The organism is Streptomyces sp. NPDC028711, from assembly GCF_055565415.1.
In genome coordinates this window covers 201,135-223,831 of record NZ_JBVHUJ010000001.1, presented here as the reverse complement: position 1 = coordinate 223,831, position 22,697 = coordinate 201,135, and the positions used below count along the sequence as shown (strand labels likewise).

General features: G+C 70.7%; 16 protein-coding genes and 1 tRNA gene. 6 read left to right on the top strand and 11 right to left on the bottom strand.

Features of this window, described 5'->3' with window-relative positions; translation table 11 throughout:
- Positions 1-240: 240 nt before the first annotated feature.
- Both ACZ4VK_RS01010 and ACZ4VK_RS01005 read left to right on the top strand, forming a co-directional pair.
- The gene (locus ACZ4VK_RS01010) at positions 241-1,620 is read left to right on the top strand and encodes a pyridoxal phosphate-dependent decarboxylase family protein (RefSeq protein ID WP_468347135.1); all 1,380 of its coding nucleotides are present in this window, start codon (positions 241-243) and stop codon (positions 1,618-1,620) included.
- A complete protein-coding gene (locus ACZ4VK_RS01005; protein WP_468347133.1) occupies positions 1,617-3,029 on the top strand; it encodes a lysine N(6)-hydroxylase/L-ornithine N(5)-oxygenase family protein in 1,413 nt (470 codons plus the stop codon). The genes ACZ4VK_RS01010 and ACZ4VK_RS01005 overlap by 4 nt, the downstream gene beginning before the upstream one ends.
- A gap of 21 nt (positions 3,030-3,050) precedes the next feature.
- On the opposite strand, the gene ACZ4VK_RS01000 is transcribed toward ACZ4VK_RS01005, so the two are convergent.
- On the bottom strand, positions 3,051-4,847 hold the full coding sequence (locus ACZ4VK_RS01000; protein ID WP_468347131.1) for a bifunctional metallophosphatase/5'-nucleotidase: 1,797 nt from the start codon (positions 4,845-4,847) through the stop codon (positions 3,051-3,053).
- Positions 4,848-4,989: 142 nt separating this feature from the next.
- Here ACZ4VK_RS01000 and ACZ4VK_RS00995 point away from each other — a divergent pair, with 142 nt between their 5' ends.
- Positions 4,990-5,691: an SIMPL domain-containing protein gene (locus ACZ4VK_RS00995; protein ID WP_468348783.1), complete on the top strand. Its 702-nt coding sequence runs from the start codon at positions 4,990-4,992 to the stop codon at positions 5,689-5,691.
- Between the two features lie 146 nt (positions 5,692-5,837).
- The gene (pyk, locus tag ACZ4VK_RS00990) at positions 5,838-7,265 is read left to right on the top strand and encodes a pyruvate kinase (protein WP_468347129.1); all 1,428 of its coding nucleotides are present in this window, start codon (positions 5,838-5,840) and stop codon (positions 7,263-7,265) included.
- 74 nt (positions 7,266-7,339) lie between these two features.
- Here pyk and ACZ4VK_RS00985 read toward each other — a convergent pair.
- Positions 7,340-7,412, bottom strand: a tRNA-Leu gene (locus ACZ4VK_RS00985).
- A 115-nt stretch (positions 7,413-7,527) separates the two neighbouring features.
- Between ACZ4VK_RS00985 and ACZ4VK_RS00980 the strand changes: the two genes are divergently transcribed.
- Entirely contained in the window at positions 7,528-8,184 is a 657-nt protein-coding gene (locus ACZ4VK_RS00980; protein ID WP_468347127.1) for an ANTAR domain-containing response regulator, read from the top strand.
- A 71-nt stretch (positions 8,185-8,255) separates the two neighbouring features.
- Here the strand turns inward: ACZ4VK_RS00980 and ACZ4VK_RS00975 are convergent, their stop codons facing one another.
- From ACZ4VK_RS00975 to ACZ4VK_RS00940, 8 genes are all read right to left on the bottom strand, one after another.
- Entirely contained in the window at positions 8,256-8,972 is a 717-nt protein-coding gene (locus ACZ4VK_RS00975) for an ABC transporter ATP-binding protein (protein WP_468347125.1), read from the bottom strand.
- Positions 8,969-10,024: an ABC transporter ATP-binding protein gene (locus ACZ4VK_RS00970; protein WP_468347124.1), complete on the bottom strand. Its 1,056-nt coding sequence runs from the start codon at positions 10,022-10,024 to the stop codon at positions 8,969-8,971. Before ACZ4VK_RS00970 ends, ACZ4VK_RS00975 begins: the two co-directional genes overlap by 4 nt.
- 3 nt (positions 10,025-10,027) lie before the next feature.
- The gene (locus ACZ4VK_RS00965) at positions 10,028-11,863 is read right to left on the bottom strand and encodes a branched-chain amino acid ABC transporter permease (RefSeq protein WP_468347123.1); all 1,836 of its coding nucleotides are present in this window, start codon (positions 11,861-11,863) and stop codon (positions 10,028-10,030) included.
- A gap of 5 nt (positions 11,864-11,868) precedes the next feature.
- Entirely contained in the window at positions 11,869-12,798 is a 930-nt protein-coding gene (locus ACZ4VK_RS00960; protein WP_468347121.1) for a branched-chain amino acid ABC transporter permease, read from the bottom strand.
- A gap of 97 nt (positions 12,799-12,895) precedes the next feature.
- The gene (locus tag ACZ4VK_RS00955; protein WP_468347119.1) at positions 12,896-14,137 is read right to left on the bottom strand and encodes a branched-chain amino acid ABC transporter substrate-binding protein; all 1,242 of its coding nucleotides are present in this window, start codon (positions 14,135-14,137) and stop codon (positions 12,896-12,898) included.
- A 453-nt stretch (positions 14,138-14,590) separates the two neighbouring features.
- A complete protein-coding gene (locus tag ACZ4VK_RS00950) occupies positions 14,591-15,475 on the bottom strand; it encodes a trypsin-like serine protease (RefSeq protein ID WP_468347117.1) in 885 nt (294 codons plus the stop codon).
- A gap of 272 nt (positions 15,476-15,747) precedes the next feature.
- On the bottom strand, positions 15,748-16,251 hold the full coding sequence (locus tag ACZ4VK_RS00945; RefSeq protein WP_389682900.1) for a PaaI family thioesterase: 504 nt from the start codon (positions 16,249-16,251) through the stop codon (positions 15,748-15,750).
- Positions 16,252-16,308: 57 nt separating this feature from the next.
- On the bottom strand, positions 16,309-18,591 hold the full coding sequence (locus ACZ4VK_RS00940) for an FdhF/YdeP family oxidoreductase (RefSeq protein ID WP_468347115.1): 2,283 nt from the start codon (positions 18,589-18,591) through the stop codon (positions 16,309-16,311).
- Positions 18,592-18,713: 122 nt separating this feature from the next.
- On the opposite strand from ACZ4VK_RS00940, the gene polA reads away from it, so the two are divergent.
- Entirely contained in the window at positions 18,714-21,425 is a 2,712-nt protein-coding gene (gene polA, locus ACZ4VK_RS00935; protein ID WP_468347113.1) for a DNA polymerase I, read from the top strand.
- Between the two features lie 349 nt (positions 21,426-21,774).
- On the opposite strand, the gene ACZ4VK_RS00930 is transcribed toward polA, so the two are convergent.
- Entirely contained in the window at positions 21,775-22,695 is a 921-nt protein-coding gene (locus ACZ4VK_RS00930) for a DUF4184 family protein (RefSeq protein ID WP_468347111.1), read from the bottom strand.
- Between the last annotated feature and the right edge of the window lie 2 nt (positions 22,696-22,697).

Genomic DNA, 22,697 nt, shown 5'->3' with positions numbered 1-22,697 from the left:
CGGGTCCAGGCGCAAGGGGCGGAGGCGCCGCCAAGGGCGCCGTCCCGTGTGCCCACCCGTCCCGCCCTGCGGGACGATTGCCCACACGGGGGTGGCTGATGGCACCGCCCCGGGTGGGTGGGCACCGCCCAGCGGGATGACAGGCCGCACGGCAGGGCGGACCGGCCCGACGTCCCCCGTTAGGGTCACAACCCCCGACTCCCCGGACAGCACCCGCCAGGGCCCGTCACCCTGTCGTCCATGCGTGCCGCACCCCCACCCCCTGCCGGAGGCACCCCCGGCGCCGACGCTCTCGGTCCCCTCCTGGACATCGTCCTCGCTGCCCTCCGCGCCGGAGCGGACGAGCGCGGCGGACCCCTCCCATCCGGTGGCCCCGGGGCCGTCGCGGCAAGGGCGGCGGCCCTCGGAGCCGTACTCCCCGAGACCGGCACCGGCGCCGAAGAGGCCCTGACCACCCTCGTCCGCGCACTCGCCGCCGGCGCCGCCGACCCCGCCCACCCCCTCTGCGCCGCCCACCTCCACACCCCACCGCTCGCCCTCGCCGCCGCCGCCGACCTCGCCGCCTCCGCGCTCAACCCGTCCATGGACTCCTGGGACCAGGCACCGGCGGCCTCCGCCCTCGAAGCACAGGTCACGGCGGCCCTGGCCGCCGAGGTCTTCCCCGGAGCGGTGGCCCCCGACGCCCTCGTCACCACCGGCGGCACCGAGTCCAACCAGCTCGCCCTGCTCCTCGCGAGGGAACGCCACGGGCCGGGCCTCCGCACCGTCGTCGGCGCGAACGCCCACCACTCCCTCCACCGCGCCGCCTGGCTCCTCGGCCTTCCCGAGCCGGTCACCGTCCCCACCCCGAACGGCACGCTCGACCCCGCCGCCCTCGCCGAGGCCCTGGCACGCACCGAAGGCCCCGCCCTCGTCGCCGCCACCGCCGGCACCACCGACGAAGGCCTGATCGACCCCCTGCCCGCACTCGCCGAGGTCTGCGCGGCCCACGGCGCCGACCTCCACGTCGACGCCGCCTACGGAGGCCCCGTCCTCCTCAGCCGCACCCACCGCCATCTCCTCGACGGTCTCGACCGCGCCCGTACGGTCACCGTCGACCTCCACAAACTCGGCTGGCAGCCGGCCGCCGCCGGACTCCTCGCCGTACGCGACACCACCGACCTCGCCGCGCTCGGCCACACCGCCGACTACCTCAACGCCGACGACGACACCGACGCCGGTCTCCCCGACCTCCTCGGCCGCTCCCTGCGCACCACCCGGCGCCCCGACATCCTCAAGACGGCCGTCACCCTCCGCGCCCTCGGCCGCACCGGATTCGGCGACCTCGTCGACACGTGCATGGACCTCGCCAAGGACCTCGCCGACCTCGTCGAGAAGACCCCGGGACTCGACCTGCGCGCCCGCCCCACCCTCACCACCGTCCTCTTCCGGCCGTCCGGCGCCGACGACGAGACCATCGCCACGATCCGCCGCACCCTCCTCACCGGAGGCCACGCCGTCCTCGGCCGCGCCCGCGCCGACGGCCGCCTCTGGCTCAAGGCCACCCTGCTCAACCCCCACGCCACCCCCGGCGACCTGGCACAGATCCTCACCCTCGTGGAAGGCGGCACGCACCGATGACCGGCAGCACCCCGAAGGACGACCTCGACCGGCCCCACGACCTCGTGGGCGTCGGCATCGGCCCCTTCAACCTCTCCCTCGCCGCCCTCGCCCAGGGCGTCCCCGGCGGCATCGCCGCCACCTTCTACGAGCAGAAGCCCGCCTTCCACTGGCACCCCGGCCTCCTCATCGACGGCGCCACCCTCCAGGTCCCCTTCCTCGCCGACCTGGTGACCCTCGCCGACCCCGCGAGCCCCTGGACCTTCCTCAACTACCTGAAGAGCCGCCAGCGCCTCTTCCCCTTCTACTTCGCCGAGAAGTTCCACATCCAGCGCAGCGAGTACGACGCCTACTGCCGCTGGGTCAGCGAACGGCTCCCCGGTCTCCACTTCGGCCACCAGGTCGACTCCGTCCGCTGGAACCCCGAACGGCGCCTCTTCGAAGTCGACTTCACCCAGATCGACCCGGACGGCGAAGCCGAAGCCCTCGGCCGCGCCTTCACCCGTAACGTCGTGCTCGGCGTCGGCACCGAGCCCTACGTCCCCGAGCCGCTCAAGCCCCTCGCCGACGCCCCCGGCGTCCCCGTCCTCCACTCCGCCGACTACCTCACCCACCGCGAGACGCTCCTCGCCGCCGGGCACGTCACCGTCATCGGCTCCGGCCAGTCCGGCGCCGAGGTCTTCCTCGACCTCCTCAGAGCCCGCCCCGCCGGAGCCGAGAGGATCCACTGGCTGGCCCGCACCGAGGCCTTCGCCCCCATGGAGTACTCCAAACTGGGTCTGGAGCACTTCACCCCGGACTACACCCGCTACTTCCACGGCCTGCCCGAACCCACCCGCGCCGAGCTCCTGCCCCGCCAGTGGCAGCTCCACAAGGGCATCGACGCCGACACCATCGCCGCCATCCACGACGAGCTCTACCGCCGCACCCTCCACGGCGGCTGGCCCGACGCCGTCCTCACCCCCGGCGTCAGCGTCCGCACCGCGGGACGCGTCGCCACCACCCAGGTCGAACTCCACCTGGAACACCTCCAGCAGGGCACCCGCTCCCGGCTCACCACCGACGCCGTCGTCCTCGCCACCGGCTACCGGGAACGCCCCGTGGACCGGATGCTCGCCGGCCTCGACCCGTACCTCCGCCACGACTCCGCCGGGCGCGCCCGCGTCGACGAGCGGTACCGCCTGGTCCTCGACCCCTGCGTCACCGGCGCCGTCCACGTCCAGAACGCCGAGAAGCACACCCATGGCGTCGGCGCCCCCGACCTGGGCCTCGCCGCCTGGCGCAGCGCCACCATCCTCAACTCCATCACCGGCAAGGAGCCCTACCCGCTGCCCCGCCGCACGGCCTTCACCAGCTTCGGTCTCGAGACACGGGAGGCGCCGAGCATCCCGGCCCAGGGCCAGAAGCTGACGCCTCTCGTACAGCAGTGACGACCGTGCGGGCCGTGCGGGCTAGAACACCGGCACGCCGTCCCTGGTCAGCTTCCAGTCCACCGACGCGAACAGGGCCGGGTCGACCGTCCCCTTCGCCTGCACCCACTGGATGATGGTGTTACGGATCTCGTCCGAGTTCGCCCACAGCTGCGGGGCGTTCGCCACGTGCGGGAACGCACCGCCGCCGCTCGCCCGGTAGTTGTTCACCGCGAGGACGAACTTCGCCGCCGGGTCGAGCGGCTTCCCCCCGAACGACAGGTTCACGATCCGCGCACCGGCCGGCTTCGCGATGTCGATCTCGTACGTCAGACCCGACACGGCGTCGTAGTTGTAGTCCGGGATGCCGTCCGCGTTCGTCAGCTTCGCGGTGTCGACGGGCGCGCTCGCCGGGGTCTGCGCGTAGTACCTCGCCGAGTACTCCAGGTACTCCCTCACCTGGGCGCCCGTCATCAGCCGGGCCTCCATCGTGTTCTCGAAGGGGTAGAGCCCGGCGGCGTCCTTGATGGTGATCCGGCCGGCCGGGATCCGGGCCGTCCGCGAGAAGCAGGAGGCCTGCGAAAGGACCGGCAGGTCCGCGTACGCGCCGCCCGCGAGCGCCGCCTTCACCGTCTCGGCCTGGACGACGTTGATCAGGTCGATGATCGGCTCGTCCTTCCACGGCGCGTCGGCCGTGGTCATGGCGGCGGTGGACGTCCCGATGACCTGGTTGACGTACGCGACGACCTTCGTGTGCTCGTCCGCGAGGAGCCCGGCGATCTTCGGGTCCTCCGCCACCGTGTTGGAGTTCAGGACCTGCGCCCCGACCTTCTCCACGACCCAGCGGCCCTTCTCCCACACCAGGTCGAAGTCGAAGAGCGTGAGCCGCTGGCCCCACTTCAGCGGCTCGGACAGGACCACGTCCCTGCCCGTCTCCTTGTTCCTCACCCGGTACTCCGGGATCTCCGTGTGCGCGTGCCCCACGAGGATCGCGTCGATCCCCGGCACCTGCTCGGCGACGAGCCCGGCCGCGTTCTCGATGTGCGGAAGCTGGTCACCGTACGACGACGTGCCGCTGGAGCCGGAGTGCGCCGAGACGACGACCACGTCCGCGCCCATCGACCGCAGCTTCGGCACCCACTTCGCCGCCTGCTCCTCCAGGCCCGGGAACACCATCTTCCCGCTGACGTTCGCCTTGTCCCAGATGGCGATGCCCGGGTTGGTCAGACCGAGCACCGCGACCCTGACGTCCCTGCCGTGCGGGGTGCGCAGCCGGTGCATGCTGTACGGCGGGAACGCCGGCCGCAGGGTCTTCGCGTCGAGCGCGTTGGCGCCGAGCAGCGGGAAGTCGCACTGCTCCTCGAACTTCCGCAGTACCGGGATGCCGTAGTTGAACTCGTGGTTGCCGAGCGCGGCGGCGTCGTAGCCGATGGCGTTCATGGCCTGGGCCATCGGATGGACCGGCCCGCCGGCCTTCGTGATCGGGTCGACCTTGGCGTAGTAGTACGACAGCTGGGTGCCCTGGATGGTGTCGCCGGCGTCGATGAGGAGGGTGTTGCGGCGGCCCTTCGCCGCGCGGACCTGGTCGACAAGGGTGGATATCTTGGCGAGACCGACGTCGTTGTGCGCCTTGTCGTCGAACTCCTTGTCCGTGAAGTAGTCCCAGTTGAAGACGTTGCCGTGCAGGTCCGTGGTGCCCATCACGGTGAAGGAGTACCGCCTGGCCGGCTTGGGACGACGCTCCTGGGCCTCGGCGGGCGCGGCGACCCCGGCGGTGAGCGCGGCCCCGGCCCCGACGGCGACGGAGCTCTCCAGGAACGTCCGGCGGTTCAACGGCATGTGTTTCTCCCCTTGTGGTTCTGTGACGCCCGCGCCGACCGTGGCGCACAACGCGCGTAGATTCTGGCTCAGACGACACGTCGGCAACAGGGCTTCCGGGTCACGGAGTGGGAAAGTGTTCGCCGGACCACCACTGCCGAACATGGAGGAACCGGACGTGACGCACGAACACGCGACCCCCGACGCCCCGCAGGTGACCGTCCGTGGCGAGGGGCGCCGGGAGGTCGACCCCGAGTTCGCCCGGATCTGGGTGACGGTCTCCGCGCGCGGCAGGGACCGCACGGAGACCCTCACCGACCTCACCCGGCGGAACGCCCAGGTGCTCGACCTCGTCAAGGCGCAGGGCGACAGCGTCGAGAGGCTGGAGACCGGCAGGCTCTCGATCTCCCCCGAGCTCGGCCGGCGCGGTCGCGGGGAACACGTGCACGCCTTCGTCGGCCGGGTACGGATCACGGCCGAGCTCGCCGACTTCACCGCACTCGGGGAGCTGGTGACCCGCCTCGCCGATCTGGAGATGACGAGCGTCGACGGACCGTGGTGGGAGCTCCGGCCCGACTCCCCGGCGTACGCGGAGGCGCGGCGGCTCGCGGTGACGGAGGCGGTGGGGCGGGCCCGCGCGTACGCGGAGGCGCTCGGCACCTCCCTCGCCTCACTCCTCGAACTGTCGGACGCGGGGCTCGGGGGCTCCGAGATGTCGATGCCGCCGGCCTTCGCCGGAACCCGCCGTGTGGCGTTCGCGGCGGAGGCCGTCGGCGAGGCCCCGCCGCTGGACCTCGAACCGCAGCGGCAGACCGTGACGGCCGAGGTCGTGGCGCGCTTCACGATGCGGCCGCCCGCACTCTGAGACAGGGGACGCGGGGGCATGGAAATCGCTCATCGGAGCACCCCCGTGCACAGATTCAAGACTTGTCAACAGCCTTTCACGGAAAGGTTGTTGAGTCGTCATGTCACGCCAACTCGCTACTGATGGGTAAGGCCTAGGCTCGACCCATGCGCCGAGCGAAAATCGTTTGTACCCTGGGGCCCGCCACCGACACATACGACCAGATCAAGGCATTGATCGAGGCCGGAATGGACGTGGCCCGCCTCAATCTCAGCCACGGCACCTACGCCGAGCACGAGGAGCGCTACCAGCGCGTACGCAAAGCCTCCGACGAGACCGGCCGCAGCGTCGGCGTCCTCGCCGACCTTCAAGGCCCGAAGATCCGTCTCGGACGCTTCCTCGAAGGGCCCGTACTCCTTGAACGCGGCGATGAGTTCACCATCACCGTCGAGCCGACGGAAGGCGACCGCCACCACTGCGGAACGACCTATTCCGGCCTCGCGGGAGACGTCACCGCCGGAGAGCGCATCCTCGTCGACGACGGCCGCGTCACCCTGGAGGTCATCTCCGTCGAAGGCCCCCGGGTCAAGACCCTCGTCATCGAGGGCGGCATGGTCTCCGACCACAAGGGCCTCAACCTCCCCGGCGTCGCTGTCTCCGTCCCCGCCCTCTCCGAGAAGGACATCGAAGACCTCCGCTGGGCCCTGCGCACCGGCGCCGACGTCATCGCCCTCTCCTTCGTCCGTAGCGCCCGCGACATCGTCGACGTCCACCGCGTCATGGACGAGGAGGGCCGCCGGCTTCCCGTCATCGCCAAGATCGAGAAGCCCCAGGCCGTCGAGAACATCGACGAGATCGTCGCCGCCTTCGACGGCATCATGGTCGCCCGCGGCGACCTCGGCGTCGAAATGCCCCTGGAGCAGGTCCCGATCGTCCAGAAGCGCGCCGTCAAACTCGCCAAGCGCAACGCCAAGCCGGTCATCGTCGCCACCCAGATGCTCGACTCGATGATCGACAACTCCCGCCCCACCCGCGCCGAGGCGAGCGACGTGGCGAACGCGGTCATCGACGGTACCGACGCGGTGATGCTCTCCGGCGAGACCAGCGTCGGCCGCTACCCCATCGAGACCGTCCGCACCATGAGCCGCATCGTCGAGGCCGCGGAGGAGGACATCCTCGCCAAGGGCCTCCCGCCCCTCACCGACCGCAACAAGCCCCGCACCCAGGGCGGTGCCGTCGCCCGCGCGGCCGCCGAGATGGGCGACTTCCTGGGCGCCAGGTTCCTCGTCGCCTTCACCCAGTCCGGCGACACGGTCAAGCGCCTCTCCCGCTACCGCTCCCCGATCCCCCTCCTCGCCTTCACCCCGGACCCGGCCACCCGCTCCCAGCTCAACCTGACGTGGGGCGTGGAGACCTTCCTCGGCCCGCACGTCGACTCGACGGACGCGATGGTGGCGCAGGTGGACGAGGAACTGCTGCGCATCGGCCGCTGCAAGAAGGGCGACATCGTGGTCATCACGGCGGGCTCCCCGCCGGGGGTGGCGGGCTCGACGAACCTGGTCCGGGTGCACCACATCGGCGAGGCCCTGAACTAGGCGGGAGGGATGCCGTCCCGCGGCCATCCGGCGGAACGGACCACTCGTCTCAAACCTTGGAATCAAAGGTAAAGTGCCCCGGGTGGGATTCGAACCCACGCTGGATGGTGTTTGAGACCACTGCCTCTACCGCTGGGCTACCGGGGCATCCTTCGAAACGAAGGTGGGTGATCACCCGCCGTGTCCCTACCTTACAGGAGGTAGGTAGGCTCATGGGGAGCTGTATCCGCCTCGGAACGAGGCCATCGAACGAGGAGCCCGAGTGACCGCCCCCGAGTCGCCCCAGCCCGCCGACGCCGCCGCCGACACGTCGCACGTCCCGCCGCTGACGACCCGTGTCGTCATCGCCGAGGACGAGGCCCTCATCCGCCTCGACCTCAAAGAGATGCTGGAGGAAGAGGGCTACACGGTCGTCGGCGAGGCCGGTGACGGTGCCACGGCCGTCGAGCTCGCCCGTGAGCACCGGCCCGACCTCGTCATCCTCGACGTGAAGATGCCCGTCCTCGACGGCATCTCGGCGGCCGAGAAGATCGCCGGCGAGTCCATCGCCCCGGTCCTCATGCTCACCGCCTTCTCCCAGCGCGAGCTCGTCGAGCGGGCCCGGGACGCCGGCGCCATGGCGTACCTCGTGAAGCCGTTCAGCAAGAGCGACGTGGTTCCGGCCATCGAGATGGCCGTGTCCCGTTTCGCCGAGCTGCGTGCCCTGGAGAAGGAGGTCGCGGACCTCTCCCTCCGGCTTGAGACCCGGAAGCTGGTGGACCGGGCCAAGTCGATCCTGCAGACGCAGTACGGCCTTACGGAGCCGGCCGCGTTCCGCTGGATCCAGAAGACGTCGATGGACCGCCGCATGTCGATGCAGCAGGTCGCCGAGGCGGTCATCGAGGACGCCGAGGAGAAGAAGGCGGCCAAGGGCCAGTAGCCCCCCGTACGCGTACAGAAGAAGGCCCGCCCCACGTCACTGTGGGGCGGGCCTTCGGTTCGTGGTGGTGCTCAGTCCTCGCCGAGGTACGCCTTGCGGACGGACTCGTCGTGGAGGAGGTCCTGTCCGGTGCCGGACAGGACGACCTTGCCGATCTCCATGACGTGACCGTGGTCCGCCAGGGCGAGCGCGGCCTGGGCGTTCTGCTCGACGAGCAGGATGGTGGTGCCCTGGGCCTTCAGCTCGGCGATGGTCGCCATGATCTTCTGCATCATGATCGGCGAGAGGCCCATGGAGGGCTCGTCGAGCATGAGCAGCTTGGGCTGGGACATCAGGGCCCGGCCCATGGCGAGCATCTGCTGCTCGCCGCCGGAGAGCGTGCCGGCGGCCTGCTTGCGACGCTCGCCCAGGATCGGGAAGAGGTCGTAGGCGCGCTGGACGTCCTTGGCGATGCCCGCCGTGTCCTTGCGGAGGAAGGCACCGAGGAGGAGGTTCTCCTCGATGCTCATCCGGGGGAAGATGTGCCGGCCTTCGGGGGAGTGGGCGAGCCCGAGGGAGACGATCTTGTGGGCGGGGATCTTGCGGAGGGACTTGCCCTCGAACTTGATCTGGCCGCCGACCGGCTTGAGCAGGCCGGAGAGGGTCCGCAGGGTGGTGGTCTTCCCGGCGCCGTTGGTGCCGATGAGGGTGACGACCTCACCGGCGTCGACGGAGAAGGAGATGCCCTTGACGGCCTCGATCTTTCCGTAGGCGACGCGCAGGTCCTCGACTTCGAGCAGTGCGGTCATGCGTCGTTCTCCTTGCCCGAAGCAGGGTCGTGCGGGGTGTCCTCCGAGGCGGGGGCGGGCTCCGGGGTCTCGTCCTCGGAGTCCGGGGCCTCGTCGGCCGGTGCCTCGTCCTCGGAGGCGTCCGGGGCCTCGTCGGCCTCGTCGGCCTCGTCGGTCTCGGGGGTCTCCGAGGCTTCCGGGGTCTCCTCCGTGGCCGTGGCCGCGTCCTCGTCCTCGGCCGGAGCCGCAGCCGGAGCCGCGGCCGCCTCGACCGGCTCGCCCAGGTACGCGGCGATGACCCGCTCGTCGCTCTGGACGGTCTGGCTGTCGCCCTCGATCAGCTTCTGGCCCTGGACGAGCACGGCGACCCGGTCGCAGAGGTTGAAGATGAACCGCATGTCGTGCTCGATGACGAGCACGGCGACGCCCATGTCCCGGATGGCGAAGATGAGTTCCTCGGCCGCCCGCGTCTCCTGCGGGTTCATGCCGGCGGTGGGCTCGTCCAGCAGGATCAGACCGGGGTCGCTCGCGAGGGCGCGGGCGATCTCCAGCTTGCGCTGCTCTCCGTACGGGAGGTTCTTGGCGAGGTGCTGGGCCTTGTCCTGGAGGCCGATGAACTCCAGGAGCTCCATGGCCCGCTGCGAGGCCTCCGCCTCGGCCTTCTTGAAGGCGGGGAGGCGGAGCAGCGCGGACCAGAGGCCCTGCTTCATCCGGGTGTGGCGTCCGACGAGGACGTTCTCCAGGACCGTCATGTTGTGGAAGAGGCGGATGTTCTGGAAGGTGCGGGCGATGCCGGCGTCGGTGACCTTGTAGGACGTGGGCGGCAGGACCGTGCCCTTGTACCGGACTTCGCCCTCGGTGGGGACGTAGAGGCCGGTGAGGCAGTTGAAGAAGGTGGTCTTGCCGGCGCCGTTGGGGCCGATGAGGCCGACGATCTCGCCGCTGTTGACGGTGAGGTTCACGTCGCGGACGGCGGTGAGGCCGCCGAAGCGCATGGTGACCCCGCGTGCGTCGAGGACGGCCTCACCGGTGGGCGCGGTGGTGGCGTCGGCGGTCTTCGTGGTGGTCGTCATGGTTCAGGCACCTGCCTTGGCGAGCGTGGCGGGCGTCTCGTCCTTCTCGTGGAACTCCAGCTGGTTGCGCCGGTTGGCGATGATGCCCTCCGGGCGGAAGCGCATGAGGAGGATCAGCGCGACGCCGAAGGCGAAGAGCTGGTACTCGCCCATGAACTGGAGCTTGTTCGGGATGAGGAAGAGGAGGGACGCGCCGACCAGCGGGCCGCTCATGGTGCCCATGCCGCCGAGGACGACGGCCGCGAGCAGGAAGGCGGAGTTGGGCGGGATGGGGCCGGCGAAGAGGTACTGCTCCGGGGTCACCGTGTAGGTGACGTGGGCCTGCACGGTGCCGGCGAGGCCGGCGAGCGAGGCGCCGAGGGCGAAGGCGATGAGCTTGACCCGGAAGCCGTTGATGCCCATGGCGAGCGCGGCGGTCTCGTCCTCGCGGATGGCGACCCAGGCGCGGCCGATGCGGGAGTCGCCGCTGCGTCGGAAGACGAGCACGACGACCGCCATGATCAGCAGCATCAGGAAGAAGTAGTTGGCGAAGCGTCCGATGGTGAAGCCGGCGATCGAGTGCTCGGCGCCGAAGTCGAATCCGAAGATGTTGAGGTTCGGGATGGACGCGATGCCGTTGGAGCCGTTGGTGATGTCGGGGCCGGAGGTGCCGTCGGTGTTCATCACCGCGATGCGGAAGATCTCACCGAAGCCGAGCGTCACGATGGCGAGGTAGTCACCGCGCAGTCGCAGGGTCGGGGCGCCGATGAGGACGCCGAAGACGAGCGAGGCCGCGGCGCCGACCAGGATGGCGGCCCAGAAGGGGAAGTGGACGCCGAACGGGGAGGTCGGGGCGCCCGAGACGAGGGCGGCCGCGTAGGCGCCGACGCCGAGGAAGGCGACGTATCCGAGGTCGAGGAGGCCGGCGAGGCCGACGACGATGTTCAGGCCCAGGGCGACCGTGGCGAAGATCAGGATGTAGACGCCGAGCGTCGCGTATTGGTCGTCGGTCTGGGTGAAGGGGAAGAGCGCCGCGGCGGTGAACGCGCCCGCGATGGACAGGTTCTGGTGCTTGCCGGTGAGCTGCGTGGCCTGCGCCACGAGGCCCGACTTGCTGACGGCGGCGAAGCCGATGCCGGCCGTGATCAGGAAGCCGAGGAACAGTTCGTCGTACTCGGTGCCGACACCGTAGGTGAAGACGCCGAGGGCGATGCCGAGGACGCCCGCGATGATCAGGATCTCGACGGAGGAGTGCATCGTCGGGAGCCGGCGCGCGGTGCCGGTGGAGGCGAAGGCGGCCCTGAAGGAGGTCCAGCCGTTGCCGGCGCGGTGCTTGAACTGGTCCCAGGAGGTGTCCTCGGGGTCCACGGGCAGGACCTTCGGCCGCACGAAGGGGAGGGCGAGGGCGCCGAGGAGGGCAAGGAGGGAGGTGAGTGCGACGACCGCTCCGCCGGGCTCCAGGTTGACGGGGCCGCCGAGCTGGATGCTGATGGCGCCGACGGTGAACCAGGTGATGGCGAAGTTGGCGAGGGCGGCGAGCTTGAGGGCCGCGTCGCCGCCGGCCGGGGTCAGCCAGCGGGTGCCCTTGACGCCGTACGAGGAGAGGGCGAAGAGGGCGGTGAGCGCGCCGGTGACCAGGACCTGCATCTGGAGGCCGGCCGGGGAGCCGTAGTACGTGAGGTCGCCGGGGAAGCGGGGGGTCCAGGTCCAGGCGAGGAAGCAGCTGGCGACGGTGAGGACGCCGCCGCCCAGGGTGAGGGCGCGGGCGGCCTTCTCCGGCACGAAGCCGATGAGGCCGGTCGCCTCGGCGGTGGGCTCGGGGGCCGTGGACGCCTTGGGGTTCTCGGAGATGGTGGTCATGGTGCTCACGCCCTGTCCGCGACGCGCTCGCCGAGGAGGCCTTGTGGCCGGGCGAGGAGTACGACGATGAGGAGTACGAAGGCCCACACGTCGGCCCAGGACTGGCCGCCGAGCTGCTCCATACCGGGGATGTGGCTGATGTACGCCGTCGCCATGGTCTCGGCGACACCGAGGACGACTCCGCCGAGCATGGCCCCGTAGATGTTGCCGATTCCGCCGAGGACCGCGGCCGTGAAGGCCTTGAGGCCGAGGAGGAAGCCCATCTTGTAGTCGACGACGCCGTACTTGAGGCCGTAGGCGACGGCTCCGACGGCGGCCATGGCGGCGCCGAGGGCGAACGCGATGACGATGATCCGGTCGGTGTTGACGCCCATGAGCTTGGCGGTGTCCGGGTCCTGCGCGGTGGCCTGCATGCCGCGGCCGACGCGGGTGCGCATCACGAAGAAGGCGAGGAAGGCCATGCAGATGGGGGCGGCGATGAGGAGGAAGACGTCGCCGGTCTGGATGGTGACGGGACCGAGCTCGATGGCGCCGCCGGGGATCTGCGGGAAGGTCCGGGCGGACTTGGCCTCCGGGTACCAGACCCATACGGCGTACTGCAGGGCGAGCGAGAGACCGATGGCCGTGATGAGGGGGGCGAGGCGGGGGCCACCGCGCAGCGGGCGGTAGGCGAACCGTTCCGCTCCGATGGCTATGGTCGTCGCGACGACCACGGCGCCGATGATCATGACGGGCAGCGCGACCCACATGCTGGTGCCGCCGGGAAGGATGAGCCAGACCGTCAGGGCCCCGAAGCCGCCGGTCATGAAGATCTCGCCATGGGCGAAGTTGATGAGCTGGACGATGCCGTAGACCATCGTGTAGCCGACGGCGACGAGCCCGTACATGGATCCCAGTAGCAGGCCGTTGACCAGCTGCTGCGGCAGTTCGTTCACCGCATTGTCCTCCGAGACTTTCGACGGATGTGACACCGCGCGGGGCGCCTGATGCGGCCCCCCGCGCGGTGAAGGTGGTGCTGAGTGGTGGGGTGGATCAGCCGCCGAAGGTGCCGGACTTGACCGGCTTGAAGGCGCCGCCCTCGACCTTGTAGACGGTCAGCTGCTTGTTGGTGGTGTCACCGAACTCGTCGAAGGCGACCTTGCCGGTCACGCCCTCGAAGGAGACGCCCTGCAGGGCCTCGACGACCTTGGCGCGGGCGTCCTCGGGGAGCTTGCCGCCGTTGCCGTCGACGACCTTCTTGACGGCCTCGATGATGGACCAGGTCGAGTCGTACGCGTAGCCGCCGTAGGCCTCGTAGGCCTCCTTGTAGCCACCGTTCTTGTAGTCGGCCAGGAAGTCCTTGGCCGAGGCGAGGGACTCGATCGGCGCGCCGACGGAGGTGGCGAAGTCACCCTCGGCAGCCTTGGCGCCCGCCAGCTTCACGTACTCCGGGCTGAAGATCGCGTCGCCGCCGACGACGACGACCTTCGCGCCGGCTTCCTTGATCTGCTTGGCCAGCGGGCCGGCGGCCGGGTACTCGCCACCGTAGTAGACGACGTCGGCGCCCGAGGTCTTCACCTTGGTCGCGACCGCGGAGAAGTCCTTGGTGTCCGGGTTGATGTGCTCGGTGCCGAGGACCTTGCCGCCGAGCTTCTCGAACTCGCCCTTGAAGGTGCCCGCGAGGCCGGCGCCGTAGGTCTTCTTGTCGTCGATGATGAAGGCCTTGGTCTTCTTGGCCTCGTTGAAGACGTACTGGGCCGCGAACGGGCCCTGGATGGCGTCCGTGGTGGCGGTACGGAAGTACGACTTGTAGCCGCGCTTCTTGTCGCCGGTGGCCCAGTTGACGCCCTGGCTCAGGGACGGGTTGGTGTTGGCCGGGGAGACCTGCACCAGCTTCGCGTCGTCGAAGACCTTCTGCATCGACTCGGCGACGCCGGAGTTCAGCGGGCCGACGACGCCGAGGACGGTCTTGTCGGCGACGAACTTGGTCGCGTTCTGCTGGCCGGCGGAGGGCTGGGCCTGGTCGTCCAGGGACTCCAGTTTGAAGGTGACGCCCTTGACGTGCGCCTTCTTGTTGGCCGTCTTGACCGCCAGGTCGGCCGAGTTCTTGATGCCGAGACCGAGAGCGGAGAGCTCGCCCGTGAGGGGCGCGTCGAGACCGATGGTCACGGTGACGTTGCCGCCGTCACCGTTCTCCGCGGCCCCGCCCTTGTCGTCGCGCGAACCACAGGCGGTGAGGGTGAGTGCTCCCGCGGTGACCGCGGTGGTGAGTATGAGCAACGAACGGTTTCGCACGAAGGGTCCTTTCCCTGGCGCGGCCCCCTCGGAATGAGGCGGTGCCGTGAAGCTGCGAAGCGAGGGGTGCCGTTTTGGAACGCCGGGCCGCACTGGGTGGTACAGGGCCGTGCAGTAGAACGCGCCCGGCGGCGCGGTGACTGGCGGTGACTCTAGGCGCAGGTGGGGAGGGTCGGGGAGCGCCGAGGACATGATGTGACTGTCTTGTTATGCCGACGGGGAAAGAGTGTGTTCGTCGGGTGGGAAAACCGGGGCATAACGGTCTGTAATGCGGTGTTCACATCGTGAGAACCTGCAGTTCCGCTAAGGGGCTTGAGTGAATCTTGCTCCTGTCTGAGGGCTCGATCGACTCTCCGGATATCGGACAGTGGCAGAAACCTCAGCGGACGAAACGGCTCCTCCGTCCCGGTCCGCCCCCACCTGCGCCACCCTCACCCAGAGTGACGATCAAGCTCAGGGGAGCTGGACGTACGGCTTCAGGAAGTCACGCGCACCGGGACTGTCCAGCCGATAGGTCACATTGGTGGCGTAGCACGGCGTATCACCGGTGATCGTGGTGGCCACCAGAGTGAACCTGCCGTTCAGGGTCGCGAAGTTGGGGCCGCCCGAGTCGCCGTAACAGGCACCGCCGTTCCCCTGCGGCGCGGTCATGGCGAGCCGGATCCAGGCGTCGTTGAGCGCGTTGAAGGCGACCGGCGCCTTCATGCGGACGCCGCCGCCCGGGTGGGTGTGACCGCCGGGGCCGCGCCTCGACTCCTCGGTTCCGTAACCGGCGACCACGAAGGACGTGGCGTCGAGGCCCTGCGCGCCGAGCGCGTCGAGGGCACCCGCCCGGGGGAGCGTCGCCGGGGTGAAGGACCACCGGGCCTTCATGGCGGAGGCGGGCAGCTCGATCACCGAGATGTCATGGGTGTCGGAGGCCGGGCCCGGGTACGCGGGGTGGTTGTGGGCGGTGCCCTCGACGGCCACGCTCCTGGCCTGGGCGGCCGGGTCGCCAGGGTGCTCGGCCGCGGCCCGGTCCAGGCCGGCCTGGACGTCCTGGTCGAGCGAGACGTGGAAGCGGACGTTCGCCGGCCAGTCCGTCGTGCAGTGCGCGGCGGTCAGGAAGGTGTTCGCGTCGATCATGGTGCCGGAGCAGACCCAGTCGACGCGGTCCGGCGTCGCCGGGTTCTCGTCGTTGTCCCAGGTCGCGACGAGCGCGCCGACCTCGGTGCGCTCGGGGGCGGGGGCGGCGTTGTACGAGTTGATCGCCGAGGCCGGGATCGCGGTGGCGAGAACGGCGGCGCAGGCGGCGGCGGTGACGGTGGTCACCGCGTAGGAGGTGCGAACGGCGGTCACGAAGAACCCCTCGGTGTCTGAGTGGATCGGGTGATCTCCTGCGGGGGGAGTTTCGCCAGTGAAGCCGCTGCGGCTGTGAGAGGCAAGGGGGGGTGGGGGAAAGGGAGTTGAGTGGGGTGTGTGGTGGCGGGGAGTGGGCGCGGTGGGGAGGCGGTACGCGAACGGCGCGGCGCGGGAGGGGCGCGGGGTGGGGCCGGCCGTACGCGAACGGCGCGGCGCGGGAGGGGTGTTCCCTCTCGCACCACGCCGTTCCGACCGGCGGGCCGTCCGGATCAGACGGTGCCGGCGCGGCCCGCCTCCGGCAGGTCGCCCGCGTCCTTGGCGGTGATCTCGCGCAGCATGCAGGTCAGCCTCGCCGAGCAGACCCGCTTGTCCTGCTCGTCGGTGATCACGATCTCGTACGTGGCCGTGGACCGCCCGCGGTGCACCGGCGTCGCCACACCGGTCACCAGACCGCTGCGCGCCCCGCGGTGGTGGGTGCAGTTCAGGTCGACGCCGACCGCGATCTTCGAGACCCCGCCGTGCAGCATCGAGCCGATGGAGCCCAGCGTCTCCGCGAGCACCGCGGAGGCCCCGCCGTGCAGCAGGCCGTAAGGCTGTGTGTTCCCCTCGACCGGCATCGTGCCGACGACCCGCTCGGCCGAGGCCTCCAGGATCTGGACGCCCATCCGGTTCCCGAGGTGTCCGGCCGAGAACAGCGCCGGGAGGTCGACACCGAGGGCCGCGTACTCCTCGATGACCTCTTGCGGGAACTTCACGTGCTGCTGCTCACCCATGGCCCGACTCCGTTCGTCTTCGTACGGCTGATCTTCCTGAGCTGCCTGAGCAAACGCTTAGGCGGAAGCGGATTCTTCCAGACGCACGATGACGGACTTGCTCGCGGGGGTGTTGCTGACGTCCGCCGTCGACTCCAGCGGTACGAGGACGTTGGTCTCCGGGTAGTAGGCCGCCGCGCATCCCCGGGTCGTCGGGTAGTGCACCACCCGGAAGCCGGGCGCCCGCCGCTCGCTGCCGTCCGTCCACTCGCTCACCAGATCCGCGTACGCCCCGTCGGCGAAACCGAGCGCCGCCGCGTCCTCGGGGTGGACGAGGACGACCCGGCGGCCGCCCTTGATGCCCCGGTAGCGGTCGTCCAGGCCGTAGATCGTGGTGTTGTACTGGTCGTGCGAGCGCAGCGTCTGCAGCAGCAGCCGGCCCTCCGGCACCCTCGGGTACTCGACGGGCGCCGCCGTGAAGTTCGCCTTGCCGGTCCTCGTCGGGAAGCGGCGCTCGTCGCGCGGGCCGTGGGGCAGCGCGAAGCCGCCGGGGTCCGCCGCGAGACGCGCGTTGAAGTCCTGGAAGCCGGGCACCACGCGCGCGATGCGGTCGCGGATCGTGGCGTAGTCCGCCTCGAACTCCTCCCAGGGCGTCGCCGATCCGGCGCCCAGGACGGCGCGGGCCATCCGCGCCACGATCGCCGGCTCCGACAGCAGGTGCGGGCTCGCCGGCGGCAGGTTGCCGCGCGAGGCATGCACCAGGCTCATCGAGTCCTCGACCGTCACGAACTGTCTGCCGCTCCTCTGCACGTCCTTGTCGGTGCGGCCGAGCGTCGGCAGGATCAGCGCGCGCGTGCCCGTGACCGCGTGCGAACGGTTCAGCTTCGTCGAGACGTGGACGGTCAGGCGCGCGTTGCGCATGGCGGCCTCGGTGACCTCCGTGTCGGGCGTCGCCCCCACGAAGTTGCCGCCCATCGCGAAGAACACCTTGGCCTCGCCGTCGCGCAGCGCCTGGATCGAGCGGACCACGTCGAAGCCGTGGTGGCGCGGCGAGACGATCCCGAACTCCTTGTCCAGGGCGTCGAGGAAGGCCGGCGCGGGCCGCTCGAAGATCCCCATCGTGCGGTCGCCCTGCACGTTCGAATGCCCGCGCACCGGGCACACTCCGGCACCCGGCCGGCCGATGTTCCCGCGGAGGAGCAGGAAGTTGACCACCTCGCGGATGGTCGGCACGGAGTGCTTGTGCTGGGTGAGGCCCATCGCCCAGCAGACGACGGTCCGCTCCGAGGCGAGCACCATCTCCAGGGCCCGCTCGATCGCGGCCCGGTCGAGCCCGGTCGCGGCGAGCGTCTCGTCCCAGTCGGCCTCCTTCGCCGCCGCCGCGAACTCGTCGAACCCGTGGGTGTGCTCCCCTACGAACTCCTCGTCGACCGCCCCGGGCGTCTCAAGGACCAGCTTGTTGAGCAGCCGGAACAGGGCCTGGTCGCCGCCGATCCTGATCTGGAGGAAGAGGTCGGTCAGGGCGGCGCCCTTGAGCATGCCCTGCGGGGTCTGAGGGTTCTTGAAGCGCTCCAGGCCCGCCTCCGGCAGCGGATTCACCGAGATGATCCGGGCGCCCGCCGCCTTCGCCTTCTCCAGGGCCGAGAGCATCCGCGGATGGTTCGTGCCCGGGTTCTGGCCGGCCACGATGATCAGGTCCGCCCGGTGCAGGTCCTCGAGGGAGACGCTGCCCTTGCCGATGCCGATGGTCTCCGTGAGCGCCGAACCCGAGGACTCGTGGCACATGTTGGAGCAGTCCGGCAGATTGTTCGTACCGAACTCGCGGGCGAAGAGCTGGAGCAGGAACGCCGCCTCGTTGCTCGTCCGCCCCGAGGTGTAGAAGAGCGCCTCGTCGGGGGAGCCGAGGGCCCGGAGCTCCTCGGCGATGATCGCGAAGGCCCGCTCCCAGGTCACCGGCTCGTACCGCTCGCCGCCCTCCGCGAGCAGCATCGGCTGCGTGATCCGGCCCTGCTGGCCCAGCCAGTACCCGCTGCGGGTCGCCAGGTCCGCCACCGGGTGCGCGGCGAAGAACTCCGGGGTCACCCGGCGCAGCGTCGCCTCCTCGGCGACCGCCTTCGCCCCGTTCTCGCAGAACTCCGCCACATGCCGCTTGTCCTCCTCGGGCCAGGCGCAGCCGGGACAGTCGAACCCGTCCTTCTGGTTGACCTTGAGGAGGGTCCGCGCCGTGCGCACCGCCCCCATCTGCTCCCGGGCGATGCGCAGGGTGTGCCCGACGGCGGGCAGTCCCGCCGCGGAGTGCTGCGGCGGCGTGACCTGCGGTGCGTCCTGGACCGGGTCACCGACCGGCGGCTTGCTGACCATCGCGCTCTCCCTTGAGCGGTAATCCTGTGGCGTACGTCTCCGATCCTGTCACGCGGCACCGACAGCCCGGCACCTCCGCAGGCGTGGACGGGATTGTCAGCGGGCCGTGGCAGGATCGTCATGTGGCCGAGACAGCATCGAAGAACCCCGCAGACACCCGCCCCCGCCTGCTCCTCATGGACGGGCACTCGCTCGCGTACCGGGCGTTCTTCGCGCTGCCCGCGGAGAACTTCACCACCGCGACCGGGCAGCCGACCAACGCGATCTACGGGTTCGCCTCGATGCTGGCGAACACGCTCCGCGACGAGGCCCCCACGCACTTCGCGGTCGCCTTCGACGTGTCCCGCAAGACCTGGCGGTCCGAGGAGTTCCCGGAGTACAAGGCGACCCGCTCGAAGACCCCCGACGAGTTCAAGGGGCAGGTCGAGCTGATCGGCGAGCTCCTCGACGCGATGCACGTGCCGCGCTTCGCCGTCGACGGCTTCGAGGCGGACGACGTCATCGCGACCCTCGCCACCCAGGCCGAGGCCGAGGGCTTCGACGTCCTGATCTTCACCGGCGACCGGGACTCCTTCCAGCTGGTCTCCGACCGGACCACCGTGATCTACCCCACCAAGGGCGTCTCCGAGGTGACCCACTTCACCCCGGCGAAGGTCCAGGAGAAGTACGGCCTCACGCCCTCGCAGTACCCCGACTTCGCCGCCCTGCGCGGCGACCCGTCGGACAACCTGCCCGGCATCCCCGGCGTCGGCGAGAAGACCGCCGCCAAGTGGATCAACCAGTTCGGCTCCTTCGCCGAACTGGTCGAGCGCGCCGAGGAGGTCAAGGGCAAGGCCGGCCAGAACTTCCGCGACCACCTGGAGTCGGTCAAGCTCAACCGCCGCCTCACCGAGATGGTCAAGGACGTCGAGCTGCCGAAGGCCGTCACGGACCTCGCGCGCGAGCCGTACGACCGCGGGGCCGTCGCCCTCGTCCTCGACACCCTGGAGATCCGCAACCCCTCGCTGCGCGAGCGGCTCCTCGCCGTCGACCCGGGCGCCGCCGAGGAGGCCGCCCCGGCCCCCGCAGCCGGCGTGGAGATCGACGGCACCGTCCTCGGCTCCGGCGAGCTCGCCCCCTGGCTCGCCGAGCACGGCACGCAGCCCCTGGGCATCGCCACCGTCGACAGCTGGGCCCTCGGCACGGGGAACGTGAGCGAGATCGCCCTGGCCGCCGCCGGGGGCGCCGCCGCCTGGTTCGAGCCGAGTGCCCTCGACGAGGCCGACGAGCGGGCCTGGGCCGCGTGGATCTCCGACCCGGCCCGCCCCAAGGTCATGCACAACGCCAAGGGCGCCATGCGGGTCTTCCCCGAGCACGGCTGGAGCATCGCGGGCGTCACCATGGACACCGCCCTCGCCGCCTACCTCGTCAAGCCCGGCCGGCGTTCCTTCGCCCTCGACGCGCTCTCCGTGGAGTACCTCCACCGTGAGCTCGCCCCGGCGGCCGCCGCCGACGGACAGCTCGCCTTCGGCGCGGACGACACCGCCGAGGCCGAGGCCCTCATGACCCAGGCGCGGGCCGTCCTCGACCTCGGGGACGCCTTCGACGAGCGGCTGGGCGAGGTCGGGGCCCGCGAGCTCCTCCACGAGGTCGAGCTGCCCACCTCCGCCCTCCTCGCCCGACTGGAGCGGCACGGCATCGCCGCCGACCGGGACCATCTGGAGGCCATGGAGCAGCAGTTCGCCGGCGCGGTGCAGCAGGCCGTGAAGGAGGCGCACGCCTCCGTGGGCCACGAGTTCAACCTCGGCTCGCCCAAGCAGCTCCAGGAGGTCTTCTTCGGCGAGCTGAACCTGCCGAAGACCAAGAAGACCAAGACGGGCTACACGACGGACGCCGACGCGCTCGCCTGGCTGGCCGCGCAGACCGAGCACGACCTTCCGGTGATCATGCTCCGCCACCGCGAGCAGGCCCGGCTCCGCTCCACCGTCGAGGGCCTGATCAAGACGATCGCCGCCGACGGCCGGATCCACACCACCTTCAGCCAGACCGTCGCCGCCACCGGCCGTCTCTCCTCCACCGACCCGAACCTGCAGAACGTGCCGGTGCGGACGGACGAGGGCCGGGCCATCCGGCACGGCTTCGTCGTCGGCGAGGGCTTCGAGGCCCTGATGACCGCCGACTACAGCCAGATCGAGCTGCGCGTCATGGCCCACCTCTCCGAGGACGAGGGCCTCATCGAGGCCTTCACCTCCGGCGAGGACCTCCACACCACCGTCGCCTCCCAGGTCTTCGGTGTCGAGCGGTCCGCCGTCGACGCCGAGATGCGCCGCAAGATCAAGGCCATGTCGTACGGCCTGGCGTACGGCCTCTCCGCCTTCGGTCTCTCGCAGCAGCTGAACATCGACCCGGGCGAGGCCCGCGGTCTGATGGACACCTACTTCAAGCGCTTCGGCGGGGTGCGGGACTATCTGCGCCGGGTCGTCGACGAGGCCCGCGCCACCGGGTACACGGAGACGATGCTCGGCCGCCGCCGCTACCTGCCCGACCTCAACAGCGACAACCGGCAGCGCCGCGAGTCCGCCGAGCGGATGGCGCTCAACGCCCCCATCCAGGGCACGGCCGCCGACATCGTGAAGGTCGCCATGCTCAACGTCGACCGGGCACTGACCGAGGCGGGCCTGGCCTCCCGGATGCTCCTCCAGGTCCACGACGAAATCGTGCTCGAACTCGCCCCCGGCGAGCGCGAGCAGGTCGAGGCCCTGGTCCGCGAGCAGATGTCCGCCGCGGCCGACCTCCGCGCCCCCCTGGACGTCTCGGTGGGCGTCGGCCCGAACTGGGACTCCGCCGCGCACTGACACCAGGCAGCCGAGTGGGCCCACCTCGACCCCGTTGTGGGCAATCGTCCCGCAGGGCGCGACGGGTGGGCACAACGGACGGCGCCCTTGCCGGGCCCAGGCTTCGGCGCCGGTACGGAACGCCCCGGGCCCGTCGCCTGAGAGGACCGGGGCCTGTGCGCCAGGTGGACCAGTCGAGGGGCGAGGCCGTGGTCCTGCTCCTGAGCGACCGACTACCGGATCGCTCTCCTCAGCCACGGCAACCCCACCAAGCGGTACGGCGTCCACACCCTGGAAAGAGTCTCCGTCGCCGTCCACCGGGCACTCTCCGGCGGTGCGGCGGCCCGCGGCTACACCTCGCCGAAGAAGATCAGCGAGACTCCTGACGGGAGCGCTCCGCCCGAGGACCCGGGCCCTTCCGGTCGGACGCCGGGAGAAGCGGATCAGCCGGAGCCGTGGCCGGGGCCGGGAATTCCGGACCGGGCGACGCCGGCCGCAGCCGCGCCCCCGCCCCGTACAGCACGAGCCCGACGGCGAGCCCCGCGCCGGCCCCGAAGCACGCCGTCGGGATGACGTCCAGCGGCGTCTCGATCCGGTCCCAGCCCCAGTACGCGGCCCAGCGCAGCACCCGGTGGGCGATCCCGGCGAGGACGCAGCCGCCGATCAGGCAGGCCGCGAACAGCCGTCCGCGTCGTCCGGGGACCGGAATCCCGGCCGGCGGCTCCACTGTCGGATCGGCGGACCGCAGCGCCCGCGCGAGGAACCAGCCAAGCAGTCCCAGGGCCAGCGCCGAACCCCCGTACTGCGCGTAGAGATAGACGGGGAACCCGGCCACCACGTCTCCGAGGAACGGGATCGCCCGGGTGCCCCAGCGGTCGATGTGGGTGAAGGAGTCCCACACCACATGGGTCGTCGCGCCCAGGATCGCGGAGAGGACGAACCACCCGGCGACGACGGCCGGGTGCCGGTCGCTCCAGGGGCGGCCGCGCACGAGCCCGTACACCCGCCCGCGCCACCGGGCGGGCAGCAGCACCACGAGCGGCTCACGCACGGTCAGCCACAGGGCGACGAGCGCGGCGGTGATGAACACGTCGGCGGTGACGATCCCGAAGGGGGAGTGGGTGACGTCCCCGAGGACCATCGCCCCGGGAAACGCCGTGGCGGCGAAATAGGTCATGTCGGGCGCGAAGGAGCCCGCGACGAGAGCGGACGCGACCAGTGGCCCGCGCGCGGTCCCGTTCCGGCGCAATCCGGGCAGCACGGCTGCGGCATGGCTCAGTGTGAACGGCAACG